Raw genomic sequence first — 15,236 nt, forward strand, 5'->3', positions numbered from 1 at the left:
TACTAGCGATACCATGCCGTTATCTCCTTAATTCGATCGCTTGCTGCCGACAGGCTCCGACGAAAGGTAATTTCCTGCTCTGAGATCGAGCGGATGTGCGGCAGCAGCTCTTCGATATCCTCCGGCATAAATCCGTACCTAATAAGTAAAATCTGCATCGCGTCATTGGTGCCAAACCGAAGAAGCTCCACGAATCTAAGGCCGCGCTGGTCCCCTGTTGCACGGTGATAAATCCGGAAAGCCGCGATAAATACGTCAGCTAAACAGAATGAGATCACCTCGTCCAAATAGTCATAGGTGTCGAACACGACTGCGTCATAGCTGACCTGGTCCGCCGGCGTGTCCTGCTCAAAAAGTGAGTACGGCCTTTCTAGACTTGCGTCCGGCAACTTGTTGGCTCGCTGGCTAAACGCCGCGCTTCCACGCCCCCCCAGATCCCTGCGCGAAATACGGCTGTACCGGATTCCGACAAGCTCCCGAAACGATCTGCCCTGGAATGTCTGTAGTTGAAGCGAGATAGCTTCCGTAAAAACCGAGCGCTCGCCTGGCTTCAGCTCTCTATTCAAAGATGCCTCGAATATACTGCAGAGCGCAGCTTCGATACTTAGGCGGGCGTGACGATTGACGGCACCTCCCAGCGCCTCACGAACGCTGAGCCCATCCGCGTATATGTAGCCAAGCACCTCAGATGCCGCCGAAAGCACGTCGGCGCTGCCAAGACGCTCGACCTTCGACTGCGGTAGGTGCAATTCTTCGTCGAAAGTGCCCTCACGTATTGAAGTGAGAAGTTCATCGACGTCCCCGTCGACCAACTCGTCAATGGCGGGATCATCAATTACAGAGACCTCCGACAACCGATAGGGCTCATGAATTCGCTCTGCAAGTGTCACCGGCTTCTTCGTAAAGACATACCCGTAGTCAAATTTCTCCAAGCTCGAAAGCCGCCCAGCCCTGCCGATTAAATTTTTGAAGGCAAGAGCACGCGCGGAATCATCATCGCCGAGAATCCTCATCGTGTTTAGCCAAACGATGTCGAAGGGCATGTTTACGCCCTGTACGAGCGTACTCGTTGCGAAGCAGATACGGGCGAAACCTTGGCGAACGAAGTCTTCAACGAGGAATCGAACTTCCAGCGGAACAGATCCGTGATGAATTACCACTCCCTTCCTGAGTAGTGACACCATAAGGGACCTGTGCCCGCCCTCATCTGCGCCCACAGCGTGGGATATCGCGTCAATGATCGCCAGGGCCTCAAGATGTTCGATGGACTCAAATGCCTCAATGTAGGATCGGAAATCCTGCAGGAATTTTCCGCTATAGATCGACCCTTTGGTCACATAGACCAAGACCGAGTGCCCGGCGGCGAATGCAAAGCTATCAAACCCACCTTCGATCTCGATGCATTTCTGGATGTGATGCCCATTATTCTCGAATGGCGAGAAGAAGTAGTCCCGTCCATTGGCATGCCGAAATACATGCAGCTTTCCAACCGCCCCGTAAGGATAGGTTCGAGAGAAGCTGTGCTCACCCGTAAGATCATGCTTCTCGAACTGCGCGCCTGGATTCTCGACGAACGGATGCGCGAATATGAGCTTGGCCTCGGGGAATGACCTCCTCACGCGGCGTACAAGCACGTCGAACACTATGCCCCGGCCCGCTTCCTCTGACACCTGCGCTTCGTCAAAGAAGAAGGTTCCTATGCTGAGATCATGACCGACTTCAAATAGTTCACGAGCCCGCTCCGGGGTAAGCACAAAGATTCGTCGCAGCTCACGCTTCGTGAACACGTGGTCTACGAAGGGCAAGACCATTACGCCCTTATTTTCGGCAAATATCCTTCGGGTGGCTGCTAGATACTCAGCAATGAGCGCGCGCGAAGGCACGACAACAACCGCATCTCCAGTGCCGCTCGCGATGAAATCTCGAATTGAGAAAGATTTTCCCGCGCTTGTTGGCGCAGAAATTGACACAAACTGGTGCTCATCGAGTGCGCGACGGACGCTCGCCTGCACGGGAGTGAACACCTGACCCTGGCGGTCGGCATGCGCGGTCCCCATACGCGCGAGCAGGAACGCATACAGACTCGACGGGTCACTGACTTTGTAGAACAAACCCATCGCGGCGATGATTTTTTCCTCGATGTCGTCGAAATGCTCTGCATGAAACTTCTTGTAAACGCTCAGAGTGTGCAGAATCTCTGGAGAGTCGGGACCGGTTCGGTGAAGGATTTCGAGCAGGTGACTGAGTGAGGTAGCAGGATCTGCATCACGAATCAGCTCCTTAAGGGACATGACTGACCCCTACCACGAACACCTGCTTGATTCCGTACTTGCTCGCGAGCGTGACTGCCGCACTAACTGCATTTGATATGACTCGATCTTGGTTCTCAGCATTCAGAGAGAAGGCAGCAACCACCCCGAACTCGTCCGCGTCGAGTCGGGTAATTGCACCAGGTGAAACGAGATTGACCAGGTCAGATCGGTCGCGCAGATGTTTTTGGTCGTGCAGAAATTCGTCAGCCTGCGCGATCGCGAGCCCCCATGGGTTCCCCGAAGAGGCGAACTTCGCTTCGCCGAAATGGATGAGCTCGCCTTCGCAGACCGTGTGGAAGTCGAACCCGCCGTTCTGCTTTAACTGCGGCTTCCATAACTCGGCTAGCGGAACGCGGCTGTGGCTAAACACTACGCTAAGCGCCCTTGCCGAGCCTATGGAAACCATCATCTCGCCGAACTCCCCGGCGACGGGTGAGCCAGGGTCCATTGACTCGAATATTTCTCTTAAGAGGTCGGCCGTTCGGCTTACGGTGCTTTCATATGTCCGCCGAGCCCCGTGATCTAGAGTCGACATCCAAGAAGTGTCGATTACCGTCTTCGCGAGCTCAGAGGCTAGCTTGGCGATATCGGCGATTTCTACACGACAAGCGTAAACAGTAGTGCCGTTCAAATGGGTCAGATCGAAATGGTCGCAGCCCCAATCAGCGTCGCAATGTGGTAAAGCCGGTGAAGTTGACATGCCCCCTCCAACAAGATCGCGTGGCCGGATGCGTTTGCGCGCTCCGGATCCCGCGACACTCCATGTATAGCTGCGCTCCCCGATAGGAAACCTAGGGCATCCGCGCGCAGAGGGCAACAAAAAGCCCGCATCTGCGGGCTTTTTGTTGATGTGCCGGGAGGGCCGATCACATATTCCGCCGATACTCCCCACCCACGTCATACAACGCATGGCTGATCTGCCCCAGACTATGCGTCTTCACCGCCTCCATCAGCGCTTCGAACACATTGCGCCGCTCCCGCGCAGCGTTCTGAAGATACGCCAGGCCATGCCCGTCGTGGACCACCGGCGCCTGCTCGTCGGCGTCGGCCTGATGGGCGTGTGAGGTCTCGCCCTTCGGCGCGAGCGCATTGCGGCCTTCCTGCCAGTTGCGGACGTTCTCGATCTGCTGGCCCTTCTCTTCCTCGGTGCTGCGGATCAGTTCGATTTCGGTGGCGATCTCGCCGGCGTGCTCCTTGGGCAGGAACATGTTCACGCCCACCAGGGGCAACGAGCCGTCGTGCTTCTTGTGCTCGTAGTACATGGACTCTTCCTGGATCTTGCCGCGCTGGTACATGGTGTCCATGGCGCCCAGCACGCCGCCGCGCTCGCTGATGGCTTCGAACTCCTTGTAGACGGCCTCTTCGACGATGTCGGTGAGGTAGTCGACGGCGAAGCTGCCCTGCCAGGGGTTCTCGATGAAGTTGAGCCCCATTTCCTTGTTGATGATCATCTGGATGGCGACGGCGCGGCGCACGCTTTCTTCCGTGGGCGTGGTGATGGCTTCGTCGTAGGCGTTGGTGTGCAGGCTGTTGCAGTTGTCGAACAGGGCGTAGAGCGCCTGCAAGGTGGTGCGGATGTCGTTGAACTGGATCTCCTGCGCGTGCAGGGACCGGCCGCTGGTCTGGATGTGGTACTTCATCATCTGGCTGCGTTCGTTGGCGCCGTAGCGCTCGCGCATGGCGCGGGCCCAGATGCGGCGGGCGACGCGGCCGATGACGGTGTACTCGGGGTCCATGCCGTTGGAGAAGAAGAACGACAGGTTGGGCGCGAAATCGTCCACGCGCATGCCGCGCGCGAGGTAGTACTCGACGATGGTGAAGCCGTTGCTCAGGGTGAAGGCGAGCTGGCTGATCGGGTTCGCGCCGGCTTCGGCGATGTGATAGCCGGAAATGCTGACAGAGTAGAAATTGCGGACCTTGCGGTCGACGAAGTACTGCTGGATGTCGCCCATCATCCGCAGCGCGAACTCGGTGCTGAAGATGCAGGTGTTCTGGGCCTGGTCCTCTTTGAGGATGTCGGCCTGCACGGTGCCGCGCACGGTGGCGAGGGTGCGTGCCTTGATGCCGGCATAAGTGCCCGCGTCGACCATCTGGTCGCCGGAGACGCCCAGCAGGCTCAGGCCGAGGCCGTCATTGGTGGGCGGCAGTTCGCCGTGGTAACCCGGGCGCTCGCGGCCTTCGAAAAGCTTGGCGAGTTTGGCTTCAGCCTCCTGCCAGCGGGCGTCGTCTGCCTTGAGGTATTTCTCCACCTGCTGGTCGATGGCGCAGTTCATGAACATCGCCAGGATCATCGGCGCGGGGCCGTTGATGGTCATCGACACCGACGTGGTAGGCGCGCACAGGTCGAAGCCGGAGTAGAGCTTCTTCATGTCGTCGAGCGTGGGGATGTTGACGCCCGAGTTGCCGATCTTGCCGTAGATGTCCGGGCGCGGCGCCGGGTCTTCGCCGTACAGGGTGACGCTGTCGAAGGCGGTGGACAGGCGCGCGGCCGGCTGGCCGACGGACAGGTAATGGAAGCGGCGATTGGTGCGCTCGGGCGTGCCCTCGCCCGCAAACATGCGGATGGGGTCTTCGCCGGTGCGGCGGTACGGGTAGACGCCGCCGGTATAGGGGTAGCTGCCCGGCAGGTTTTCCTTGCCGAGGAAGGTCAGCAGCTCGCCCCAGCTCGTGTAGGTGGGCGCGGCAATCTTGGGGATCTTCTGGTGGCTCAGCGAGTCGCGGTAGTTGTCGACCTTGATCGACTTGTCGCGCACCTGGTACTCGGTGAATTCGTCGGTGATGGATTTCAGGCGCTGCGGCCATTCGCGAAGGAGCTTCAGCGATTCGCTGCTGAGGGCCTGGATGGCGTCGTTGTAGCGCTGGCGCAGGGTGAGCAGCGAGCGGTCGACGCGTTCGTCATTCCCGCGGCCGTGGGAACCGCTCTTCGACTGCCCGGAGCGCTGGTCATCCAGGGACGTTGCGCTTCCACTGCCCGAACGTCCATGGGCCCCCGCCTCCGCGGGGGCGACGGCGTTGGGGTCGGGCGCGATGCCGGCCTGGACGGGGTCGGCCGGAACAGCCGGGGATGGGCTGTCGACGACGGTGGCCATCCCTGCCCCCGCTGCCGGCGCGCGTTGCGCACCGACCTCGCCCGCGAAGGAAGAAGCGTTGGTGTTGCGCGCGGGCTGCAGGTCGTCGGAGTGGTAGAGGTCCAGCGCCTTGGGCAGCTGCGGGTCTTCGAGTTCCTGCAGCGCCTGCCACATGGCCTGGGCGCGGTCGGCGGCTTCGGCCTGGCGCTCGATGTCGCTGTTGATGCGGCGGCCGGATTCGGCGATCTCGGCGAGGTAACGCACGCGCGCGCCGGGGATCAGCACGGTGGCGCGCGGTTCCTTGAGCGAGGTGTCGAGGTTGGGGCGGAAGTCGCACGCCAACGCTGTTGTAGGAGCGGCCTTGGCCGCGATGCCGTTGGCGTCATCGTGCGAAGCCCCGTTCGCGGCCGAGGCCGCTCCTACACCTGTTTTTTCGCACAGCAGGCGGCACAAGTTGGCGAACATCCAGCTCACGCCGGGATCGTTGAACTGGCTGGCGATGGTGGGATACACCGGCACGTCTTCGTCGGCGGTCTGGAACGCGACGCGATTGCGCTTCCACTGCTTGCGGATGTCGCGCAGTGCGTCCTCGGCGCCGCGCTTGTCGTACTTGTTGAGCACGATCAGCTCGGCGTAATCGATCATGTCGATCTTCTCGAGCTGGCTGGCCGCGCCGTAGTCGCTGGTCATGACGTACATCGGGAAATCGACGAGATCGACGATCTCAGAATCCGACTGGCCGATACCGGCGGTTTCGACGATGACGAGATCGTAGGCGAGGCTCTTGAGGAAGCCGATGCAGTCCTTGAGCACCGCATTGGTGGCGACGTTCTGGCGACGCGTGGCCATCGAGCGCATGTAGACGCGGTGGCTGCGCAGCGAGTTCATGCGGATGCGGTCACCCAGCAGCGCGCCGCCGCTGCGGCGACGCGTGGGATCGACCGAGATCACCGCGATGCGCATCTGCGGGAAGCTGGCGAGGAAACGGTTGAGCAGCTCGTCGGTGACCGAGGACTTACCGGCGCCGCCAGTGCCGGTGATGCCGATGACGGGCGTGGCCGGGTGGGATTGGGGATTGGGGATTGGGGAATCGGACGAGCGCGGCTTCTGCCAGCCTTTGCGCATCAGGGCGAGTTCGGATTCGGAGTAGACGCCGTCCTCGATGGCGCTGAGGACGCGGCCAATGCCGATTTCGTCGTCGATGTCGGGCGTCTGCTGTGCCGAATCCCGACTCCCGAATCCCGAATCCCGGGCCGCGCTGGCGCGGCCAACCACATCCTCGATCATCTCCACCAGCCCCATCTTCATGCCGTCGTTGGGGTGGTAGATGCGCTCGACGCCGTAGGCCTGCAGCTCGCGGATTTCCTCGGGCGTGATCGTGCCGCCACCGCCGCCGAACACGCGGATGTGGCCAGCGCCGCGTTCTTTGAGCATGTCGACCATGTACTTGAAGTACTCGACATGCCCGCCCTGGTAGCTCGACAGCGCGATGCCGTCGGCGTCTTCCTGCAGCGCGGCGCGCACCACGTCCTCGACGCTGCGGTTGTGGCCGAGGTGGATGACCTCGGCGCCCTGCGACTGGATGAGCCGGCGCATGATGTTGATGGCCGCGTCGTGGCCGTCGAACAGGCTGGCGGCGGTGACGAAGCGCAGCGGCGAGGCGTCGGGCTGGGCGGCGGTGGCGGTGGAGTCGATCTGGCTGGCCGGCGTGCTCATGGCGCGCTCCTGCGGGGAAAAAAGATGCGCCGATTGTAGCGGGGGGCGCCTTGACGTTTTCAGTTGAAAGTATGTTGCGGTGCGGCAAAACGCGGGTGGTGACGGCGTGTCGGCGCGGGTTGCCGGGTGCACGGGACGTGCAGGGGCGCTGTGAGGCAAGGCACTGGGTTCCGGCGTGCGCCGGAACGACAGGTTCTGGGAAGACGGCGCGCGTCCTGTGTAAGGGGCGCTCAACACGCTGCGGCCCAGGTGTCGCGCTTGGCGGGCGCGCGAATGCGAGGTGCAAAGAGCTGCAGATCGGCGTGGCGCCCGGCGTTCTTTCCGACAGGCCGAGCGCCGGCCTTGTTTTGCTGTCCCTCGACAGCCTTGCGCGCAGCATCGGCATTCGATGCCGCGGAGCCCACGCCATGACCCCACTCGACAAGCCACTCAAGCGCGAAGTCCTGATCGATGACCAGGCTTACACGCTGACGATCGACCCGGACGGACTGACGCTGGTGCCCAAGGGCAAGCGCAAGGGGCTGACGCTGCGCTGGGCCGATCTGGTCAGTGGCGATGCCGCGCTGGCGACCGCGCTGCAGGCCTCGTTGGCGACGCGCTGAGCGCGGGCTGGATGCCAGCGCCGCTAGAAGGGGCTCTGAACGCGAGGGGGCGCTCCCGAGAGAGCCCCATCGCGCGCCAGCGCGCTCCTACATGGAGCGGTACCGCCGATGAGCAAGACCGGGCGGGCGCGACAACCCGGATCACCCGCATCGTCAATCCCCACGAACGCCCTTGTAGGAGCGCGCTCGCGCGCGAGGGCCTTCCCGGGAGAGCACCATCGCGCGCCAACGCGCTCCTACATGGAGCGGTACCGCCGATGAGCAAGACCGGGCGGGCGCGACCGCTCGGATCACCCGTATCGCCAATCCCCACGAACGCCCCTGTAGGAGCGCGCTAGCGCGCGACGGCCTTCCCGGGAGAGCCCCATCGCGCGCCAGCGCGCTCCTACGCGGAGAGATACCGCCGATCAGCAAAACCGGGCGGGCGCGACCGCCCGGATCACGCGTATCGCCAATGCCCACGAACGCCCCTGTAGGAGCGCGCTCGCGCGCGAGGGCGCTCCCATGAACGGCTCGCGCTCGCACGTCTGCGCTTGCGCGTCAGCGACGCCCTAGCGGCGCGGGCCCGATGTCTCCATGGCCTCGCACAGCTGACGGCGGCAATCGGCGAGGCCGGATTCGGAACGGTGGATGCGCACGGGCCCGGTGGCGGCGCGGGCGCCGGTGATCCGGGCCAGCGTGGCCTGCAGCGTGGCGGGGTCGTCGTCGAAGGCGCCGTGGCTGGTCGCATTGCTGCCGTTGGCGACATGCGCGGGCGGGCCCTGCACCGGGGACTGCATCCAGTCCAGGCGGCCGGTGGCCAGCAGGTCACGGATGGGGCCGTTCGACTCGATGAAGCGCGCCATGCCCAGCAGCGGCGTGCCGTCGCGATGGCCGCTGCGCACCCAGCTGCGGGCGCGTTCCTCGAAGGCGTGGGCGACGAGGTACAGCAGCGATTTGTTGTAGACGCGGGCGCAGTGGTCGTCCTGCTCGGCGCGGTCGGTGAGCGTGAACAGCGCACCCTGGCCGATGCGGCCCTCGGCGAGCGCCGGGGCGAGGCTCTGCTCAAACAGCGCCATGGTCATTGCCGGTGCCCACAGGTTGAGGCTGGCGACCGGCAGGCCGAGGCCCTGCATGCCGGCGGCCGGCCCGGCCTGCACCACGCCGTGGGTGGTGAGCAGCTGGGCCAATGGCGCGAGCAGGATGGCGCCGGCACTGTGGCCGACGAGGTGCAGCTCGACCGCGGGATCGGCCCGCATCCATTCACCCAGCAGGCGCGCCACCTGCGCGGCGCCGCCGGCTTCGGTCAGCGCATCGCCGTTGCGTACGACGGCGGTGGTGGCCAGGCGCGCGTTCTCCTTCATCTCCTCCCACAGCGCCCGGCCGCCGAGTGCGCGTGCCAGCGGTTCGATGGTGTCGTCGATGCGGTTGAGCAGCAGGTCCTTGGTGCGGTCGAGCAGACCTTCGGTGCGCGGGCGCACGGCATCGCGCAGCAGGTTGCCGAGCGTGCTCCAGAAATCGGTCTTCCATACGAAACACAGCGGGTAGACCTGCTGCGGCAGCATCAGCTCGCGCAGGTCGGCGACGCGCTGGATGGCGGCCTGTTCGGGCACCAGGCCGCCGTGGGCGTAGAGCACGATGCGCTTCTTCGGCCAGTCGCGGGTGATGCGCGGCAGGTCGTCGCGGACGATGTTGCGCACGGCGTCCTGGCCGGTGGCGAAGCGGCCGCTGGCGCGCAGGCGGCCGTCGTTGCCGAGGCTGATCACGTGGGGGCGCAGATCGGCCTGGGCGTAGCCGTTCGATTGCCGGGCCAGGCTGGAGTTGCTGGCCGCGGTGGCCTGCGCGCGTTGCAGGCGCACCGGCACCGCGAGCCGCGCGGCCCAGACATCGGTGCCGCGTTGCAGCCATTCGTCGTAGCTCACCCAGCCATAGCCGCGCTTGCCCCAGGCGGTGCCCCAGGAGTTCTGGAGCCAGAAGCCGTCGCGGTCGTAGCCGACGATCGCGAACGCGTGGTAGCCGCTGACCGGCTGTTCCTTCCAGGCGATCACGCCGGCGGCGGACGGCGCGAGCCAGCCGTCGTGCACCGCGGCCGAGGCGTAGAGCACGCCGACCTCGGCGAACGCGGCGTGCATCGCCACGAGGTCCTTGTGGTTGACGCGGTAGTAGGCGCCGAGCGGATGTTCCTGCGCGGCGCGGGCGCGTTCTTCGGTGTAGACCTCTTCGAGGCGGCCGGGCGTGCCGGACCAGCAGTCCTCGGCGCAGACGCCGTGGCGGTGCCAGCCCTTCATCGCGCCGCGGCAGCTCGAGCCCTCGTAGTCCTCGCCTTCCCACTCGTCGTAGCGGCGGGCCATGTCGTAGAGCATGCGGGTGCTCATGCGCAGCGTGACCGGCTCGGGCCGGCGGCGGCGCAGCAACGCGTGGGCGACGGTGGCGAGGCCGTACGCGGTGCAGGCGCCCTCTTCGCCTTGGTCGAGCACCGGCACGCCGAGCGCGGTGAACCGGGCCAGCGGCATCACGCTGGGCACGTCGACCAGGGTGGGTTCGAACATGCGGTCGCGGAAATCGGCGGTGTCGGGGCGTGCGTCGAGCAGCCGCGGGATGGGGGCGGTGGTGCGTCGTGTGGTGCGCGTACCAGTCTGTCGGGTGGCCATGCGGGTTCCTCCGTCCCTGCGTTGAACGCGACCGGCGCCTGATCCCGGCCTGGATCCCCCTGGGGCGCAGTGTGCACCGGTCAGGTGACGGCCTGGCGTGGGTGGCGTGATGGCGCGGCGGCAGTCTGGCCCGGGCGGATCGCACGGCGCGCGACGGCGCTGCGTGCGCCATGCCCCGCGAACGCCCTGTAGGAGCGCGCTGGCGCGCGATGGGGCGTTCACGGGAACGCCCTCGCGCGCGAGCGCGCTCCTACACGTGCGCTCGCGGTGGTCCGACGACGTGGCCGACCTGTTAGCGGTGATCCATCCGCCCCGTGCGTGGCGCCGGCAGCACTCCTGCCCCTGTGGGAGCGCGCTGGCGGGCGAAGGGCTTTCACGGGAACGCCCTCGCGCGCGAGCGCGCTCCTAACACGTGCGCTCGCGGTGTCCGACGACGTGGCCGACCTGTTCGTGGTGATCCATCCGCCGCGTGCTTGGCGCCGGCACGCCTGCCTTTGTAGGAGCGCGCTGGCGCGATGGGCTTTCACGGGAAAACCCTCGCGCGCGCGAGCGCTCCTACAGGAGGGATTCGGGTTGAGCCCGCCCCGCGCCTCAGTCCTTGACCAGGCCGCCGTCGACGACGAGGTTCTGGCCGGTCACGGCGCGTGCCCAGGGCGAGGCGAAGAACAGCACGGCATCGGCGAACTCGGCCGGTGTGGTCACGCGGCGCAGCGGGGTGCTGGCGGCGATGAGGTCGAACACCGCCTCCGGCGTGGCCGCGCTGGCGTCGGTGGTGCGCAGCAGGCCGCCCGAGACCATGTTGACGGTGATGCCGTCCGGCCCGAGATCGGCGGCCAGCGTGCGGGTCAGTGACAGCAGCGCGGCTTTGGCGGCGGTGTAGTCGTGGTACGGCACGACCGGGTTCTGGAACAGGTTGGTGCCGATGTTGACCACGCGACCGCCGCCGGCAGCGCGCATGCCCGGCAATGCCGCCTGCACGGTATTGAGCGCGCCGCGCACGCTGCCCTCGAACTGCGCGGCGAAGCGCGACCAGCCGATCGCATCGCCGTGCGGGCGGGCGTCGCCGTCGAAGCGGAAATCGGCCAGGGCATTGTTGACGACCGTGGTGATCGGCACGCCGAAGTGCGCGTGCGCGCGTTCGACCAGTGCGCGCACCGCATCGGGATCGGTGACGTCGGCCTGGAGCGCCAGCGCGCGTTCGCCGGCGTCGGCCACCAGCACATCGGCGGCGTCGGCGCTGCGGTGGAAGTTCACCACCACGCGTGCGCCGGTGCCGAGGAAGGCCCGGCTGATCGCCGCGCCGAGGCCGCGCGCGCCGCCCGTCACCAGCACCACCTGGTCCGCCATTGCCGTCATCGTTCGAATTCCATGCGGGAAGCGCGCGAGTATCGCAGCCGTCGCGCGGCCGGCACACGAATCTGCGATCCTTGCCGCGATGACAGGGGCCCTCGCAGCATGAAGAAACGCGTCAAGAAACTGATCGGCTGGGGCCTGTTCACGCTGCTGGTGATGGCGGTCAGCAGCATTTTCGTCGCCGACCACCTGCTGCCGCCCGCGAGCGGCCGCCCGAGCACGACGCTGCCGTTGGCCGAGGCCGACACCGCGCTCGACCGCGAACTGGCGCCCCTGCTGGCACGGCATCCCGGCCAGACCGGCGCGATCCTGCTGCCCGACGGCATCGATGCCTATGCCGCGCGGGCGATCTCCGCGCGCCAGGCCGGGCGCAGCCTCGACCTGCAGTACTACATCTGGCACGACGACCTGACCGGGCGGATGCTCGCCAACGAGGCCTGGGAAGCGGCCGAGCGCGGCGTGCGTGTGCGCCTCCTGCTCGACGACATCGGCGTGGGCGACATGGACGCCACGCTGCTGGCGATGGATTCGCATGAGAACATCGAGCTGCGCGTCTACAACCCGTTCCGCAACCGCACTGGCGTGATGCGCCTGCTGGAAATGGTGCAGCGCGCCTGGGGCGTGAACCACCGCATGCACAACAAGGCGTGGATCGCCGACGGACGGGTGGCCGTGGTCGGCGGGCGCAACATCGGCGTCGAATACTTCAGCGCCGCGGAAGAGTTCAACTTCCACGATCTCGACATCGTGCTGTTCGGGCCGGCCGTGGCACAGGCGAGCACGATCTTCGACGACTTCTGGAACAGCGAGGCGGCGATTCCGATCGCCGCGCTCAACCGCAAGCGTCCGTCGACGATCCGCGGCGTGCTGGCGCAGATCCACGAGGAAGCCGAGAGCGAGGAGGCCCGCAAGTTTCTTGATGCGATGGACGTCTCGCCGAGCGTGCGCCGCTATTTCTCGCAGGAACTCACCCCGCTCTGGACCGAGGGCGTGCGTGTGCTGTCGGACCCGCCGATCAAGTGGCGCGGCGACGACCGCCAGAACTGGCTGGTCGACCATCTGATGACCCAGATCACCGGCGCCGAACGGGCCGCGCTGCTGATCTCGCCCTACTTCGTGCCGGGCGTGGACGGGGCGGACGGTCTTGTGGACCTGGCAGGCCGCGGGGTCAACGTGTCGGTGGTGACCAACTCGCTGGCGGCCAACGACGTGGTCGCGGTGCACGGCGGCTACGCGCGCTACCGCAAGGGCCTGCTCGAGGGCGGTGTGCATCTGTTCGAGACCCGCAGCCAGGCCGACGCCAAGGCCGCGAGCAGCGTGTTCGGCAGCAGTGGCGCCAGCCTGCACACCAAGGCGGTGCTGATCGACGGCTCGCGCGGGTTCGTCGGGTCGTTCAACCTCGATCCGCGCTCGGCCAATCTCAACACCGAGATGGGCGTGCTGTTCGACGATCCGGCGCTGGGCGCGGCGCTGCTGGACGAATACCTTCACCTGGTCGGCGCGGACATGAGCTACTGGGTGTTCCTCGACGACCGCGGCCGGATGCGCTGGCTCGACCGCGCGACCGCGCCGCCGAGCGTGCTCAACAACGAACCCGACAGCACCCGCCGCCAGCGCGCGACCGCGAACGTGGTGCGCTGGCTGCCGGTGGAATCGCAGCTGTAGGGACGATCCGAGCACCTCCGCGGTTGCGGGTGAGCGTCGGGGCTTCAGCGGGCGCACGCCCGGTCAGGCGTGCTTTCAACCGCCGTACGTCGGGTCATCCACCGCGTTCGGATGAAACGAGCAGAGGCGCTGGATTCCCGCGTTCGCGGGAATGACGGTAGAGGCGCTGGGTCCCCGCGTTCGCGGGAATGACGGCACTGGTTGGCCGGGAAGGTAAGGCGCCGCCGACGAACAGCAGCGCCAGCTGAGATCCGACCCACTCCGCGATTGCTCGTCATTCCCGCGAACGCGGGAATCCAGTGCCTCTCGATCCAACTGATCGCAGCCGCGGGAATGACTGCCCGGGTCTACTGGCGCGACAGCGGCAAGCGCGCGCCGGCTCAAGCAACCGACAACGGCCGCGCGTTTGACGCACCGCACAACGCTGAATACAGGGCGCCCGGCCGGCGCAAGCCGTTGATCTGAATGGCGAACCCGCCAAATGGTTGCGTCTTCAACCAATTCCGGAATGACCGGCGTAAAATGCCGCGCTCATCGCCACCACCGCGGCCCTGTCCGATCCCCCGGCCGTTCCGGCCGATCGCATCAGCCCCCTCGCCGCTCCAGCCACCACACGTGCCGGGCCCTTCGCCCGCGACGGAGTTTTGAATGATTTTCGAGCACCTCGACACCTACGGCCACGAGCAGGTCGTGTTCTGCCACAACAAGGATGTGGGCCTGAAGGCGATCATCGCGATCCACAACACCGTGCTGGGCCCGGCGCTCGGCGGCACGCGCATGTGGCCGTACGAGTCCGAGCAGGACGCGCTGAACGACGTGCTGCGCCTGTCGCGCGGCATGACCTACAAGAACGCGGTGGCCGGGCTCAACATCGGCGGCGGCAAGGCGGTGATCATCGGTGACCCGGCAACCGACAAGTCGGAAGCCCTGTTCCGTGCGTTCGGCCAGTTCGTCGAATCGCTGGGCGGCCGTTACATCACCGCCGAGGACGTCGGCATCGACGTCAACGACATGGAATACGTCTACCGCGAGACGCAGTTCGTCACCGGCGTGCACCAGGTGCACGGCGGCTCGGGCGACCCGTCGCCGTTCACCGCCTACGGCACGCTGCAGGGCCTGCTGGCCGCACTGAACCGCAAGTTCGGCAACGAGGACGTCGGCAACTACAGCTACGCCGTGCAGGGCCTGGGCCATGTCGGCATCGAGTTCGTGAAGCTGCTCAAGGAGCGCGGCGCGAAGATCTTCGTCACCGACATCAACAAGGAGCGCGTCGAGCGCGCGGTCAGCGAGTACGGTGCCGAAGCCGTGGGCCTGGACGAGATCTACGACGTCGACGCCGACGTGTATTCGCCCTGCGCACTGGGCGGCACCGTCAACGAGAAGACCCTGCCCCGGCTGAAGTCGAAGATCATCTGCGGCGCGGCGAACAACCAGCTTGCCAACAACGCGATCGGCGACGAAGTGGAGAAGCGCGGCATCCTCTACGCGCCCGACTACGCGGTCAACGCGGGCGGCGTGATGAACGTGTCGCTGGAGATCGACGGCTACAACCGCGAACGCGCGATGCGCATGATGCGCACGATCTACCACAACCTCACGCGCATCTTCGAGATCGCCGAGCGCGACGGCATCCCGACCTACCGCGCGGCCGATCGCCTGGCCGAGGAGCGGATCGAGATCATCGGCAAGCTCAAGCTTCCGCTCGGACGCGCGCAGCCGCGCTTCCAGGGCCGGATCCGCGGCGGCAGCTGATGCGTACATGACGATGGGGCTTCGGCCCCATCGTCGTCTCCGGCCCACGCGCATGCTGCACCCGCACATCCGCAAGGCCGGCCCCCTTCCCGCGCGATGACGCGCAGCGGCCGCAGTCGCGGCTTTGACCCGCACCAG

The 15,236-nt window shown here is 65.7% G+C and carries 9 protein-coding genes; 4 read left to right on the plus strand and 5 right to left on the minus strand.

All coding sequences use genetic code 11. The features are described 5' to 3' along the window. Positions 1-2: 2 nt before the first annotated feature. The 3 genes from ACF3M1_RS09960 to ACF3M1_RS09970 all read right to left on the minus strand — a co-directional run bounded on the left by ACF3M1_RS09960 (position 3) and on the right by ACF3M1_RS09970 (position 7,096). A complete protein-coding gene (locus tag ACF3M1_RS09960; protein ID WP_394000230.1) occupies positions 3-2,291 on the minus strand; it encodes a DEAD/DEAH box helicase in 2,289 nt (762 codons plus the stop codon). Continuing rightward, complete coding sequence (locus ACF3M1_RS09965; protein ID WP_394000232.1) at positions 2,281-3,012, minus strand: hypothetical protein; 732 nt, start codon at positions 3,010-3,012, stop codon at positions 2,281-2,283. The genes ACF3M1_RS09960 and ACF3M1_RS09965 overlap by 11 nt, the downstream gene beginning before the upstream one ends. A gap of 166 nt (positions 3,013-3,178) precedes the next feature. Then, on the minus strand, positions 3,179-7,096 hold the full coding sequence (locus tag ACF3M1_RS09970; protein WP_394000234.1) for a methylmalonyl-CoA mutase family protein: 3,918 nt from the start codon (positions 7,094-7,096) through the stop codon (positions 3,179-3,181). A gap of 407 nt (positions 7,097-7,503) precedes the next feature. Here ACF3M1_RS09970 and ACF3M1_RS09975 point away from each other — a divergent pair, with 407 nt between their 5' ends. Beyond that, positions 7,504-7,698 carry a hypothetical protein gene (locus tag ACF3M1_RS09975; RefSeq protein WP_394000236.1) on the plus strand — a complete coding sequence of 65 codons (195 nt, stop codon included), beginning with the start codon at positions 7,504-7,506 and terminating at the stop codon, positions 7,696-7,698. 551 nt (positions 7,699-8,249) lie between these two features. Here the strand turns inward: ACF3M1_RS09975 and ACF3M1_RS09980 are convergent. Then, a complete protein-coding gene (locus ACF3M1_RS09980) occupies positions 8,250-10,328 on the minus strand; it encodes a C1 family peptidase (RefSeq protein ID WP_394000238.1) in 2,079 nt (692 codons plus the stop codon). Positions 10,329-10,919: 591 nt separating this feature from the next. Continuing rightward, positions 10,920-11,684 (minus strand): 3-oxoacyl-ACP reductase, encoded by a 765-nt coding sequence (locus tag ACF3M1_RS09985; RefSeq protein WP_394000240.1) that lies wholly within the window; start codon positions 11,682-11,684, stop codon positions 10,920-10,922. 99 nt (positions 11,685-11,783) lie between these two features. On the opposite strand from ACF3M1_RS09985, the gene ACF3M1_RS09990 reads away from it, so the two are divergent. The 3 genes from ACF3M1_RS09990 to ACF3M1_RS10000 all read left to right on the plus strand — a co-directional run bounded on the left by ACF3M1_RS09990 (position 11,784) and on the right by ACF3M1_RS10000 (position 15,098). Then, positions 11,784-13,346 carry a phospholipase D family protein gene (locus ACF3M1_RS09990; RefSeq protein ID WP_394000242.1) on the plus strand — a complete coding sequence of 521 codons (1,563 nt, stop codon included), beginning with the start codon at positions 11,784-11,786 and terminating at the stop codon, positions 13,344-13,346. Positions 13,347-13,613: 267 nt separating this feature from the next. Next, positions 13,614-13,811 carry a hypothetical protein gene (locus ACF3M1_RS09995; RefSeq protein ID WP_394000244.1) on the plus strand — a complete coding sequence of 66 codons (198 nt, stop codon included), beginning with the start codon at positions 13,614-13,616 and terminating at the stop codon, positions 13,809-13,811. A 183-nt stretch (positions 13,812-13,994) separates the two neighbouring features. Beyond that, positions 13,995-15,098 carry a Glu/Leu/Phe/Val dehydrogenase dimerization domain-containing protein gene (locus ACF3M1_RS10000; protein ID WP_394000245.1) on the plus strand — a complete coding sequence of 368 codons (1,104 nt, stop codon included), beginning with the start codon at positions 13,995-13,997 and terminating at the stop codon, positions 15,096-15,098. Positions 15,099-15,236 lie beyond the last annotated feature (138 nt).

This window comes from Luteimonas sp. WGS1318, assembly GCF_043187535.1.
Lineage (GTDB): Bacteria > Pseudomonadota > Gammaproteobacteria > Xanthomonadales > Xanthomonadaceae > Luteimonas.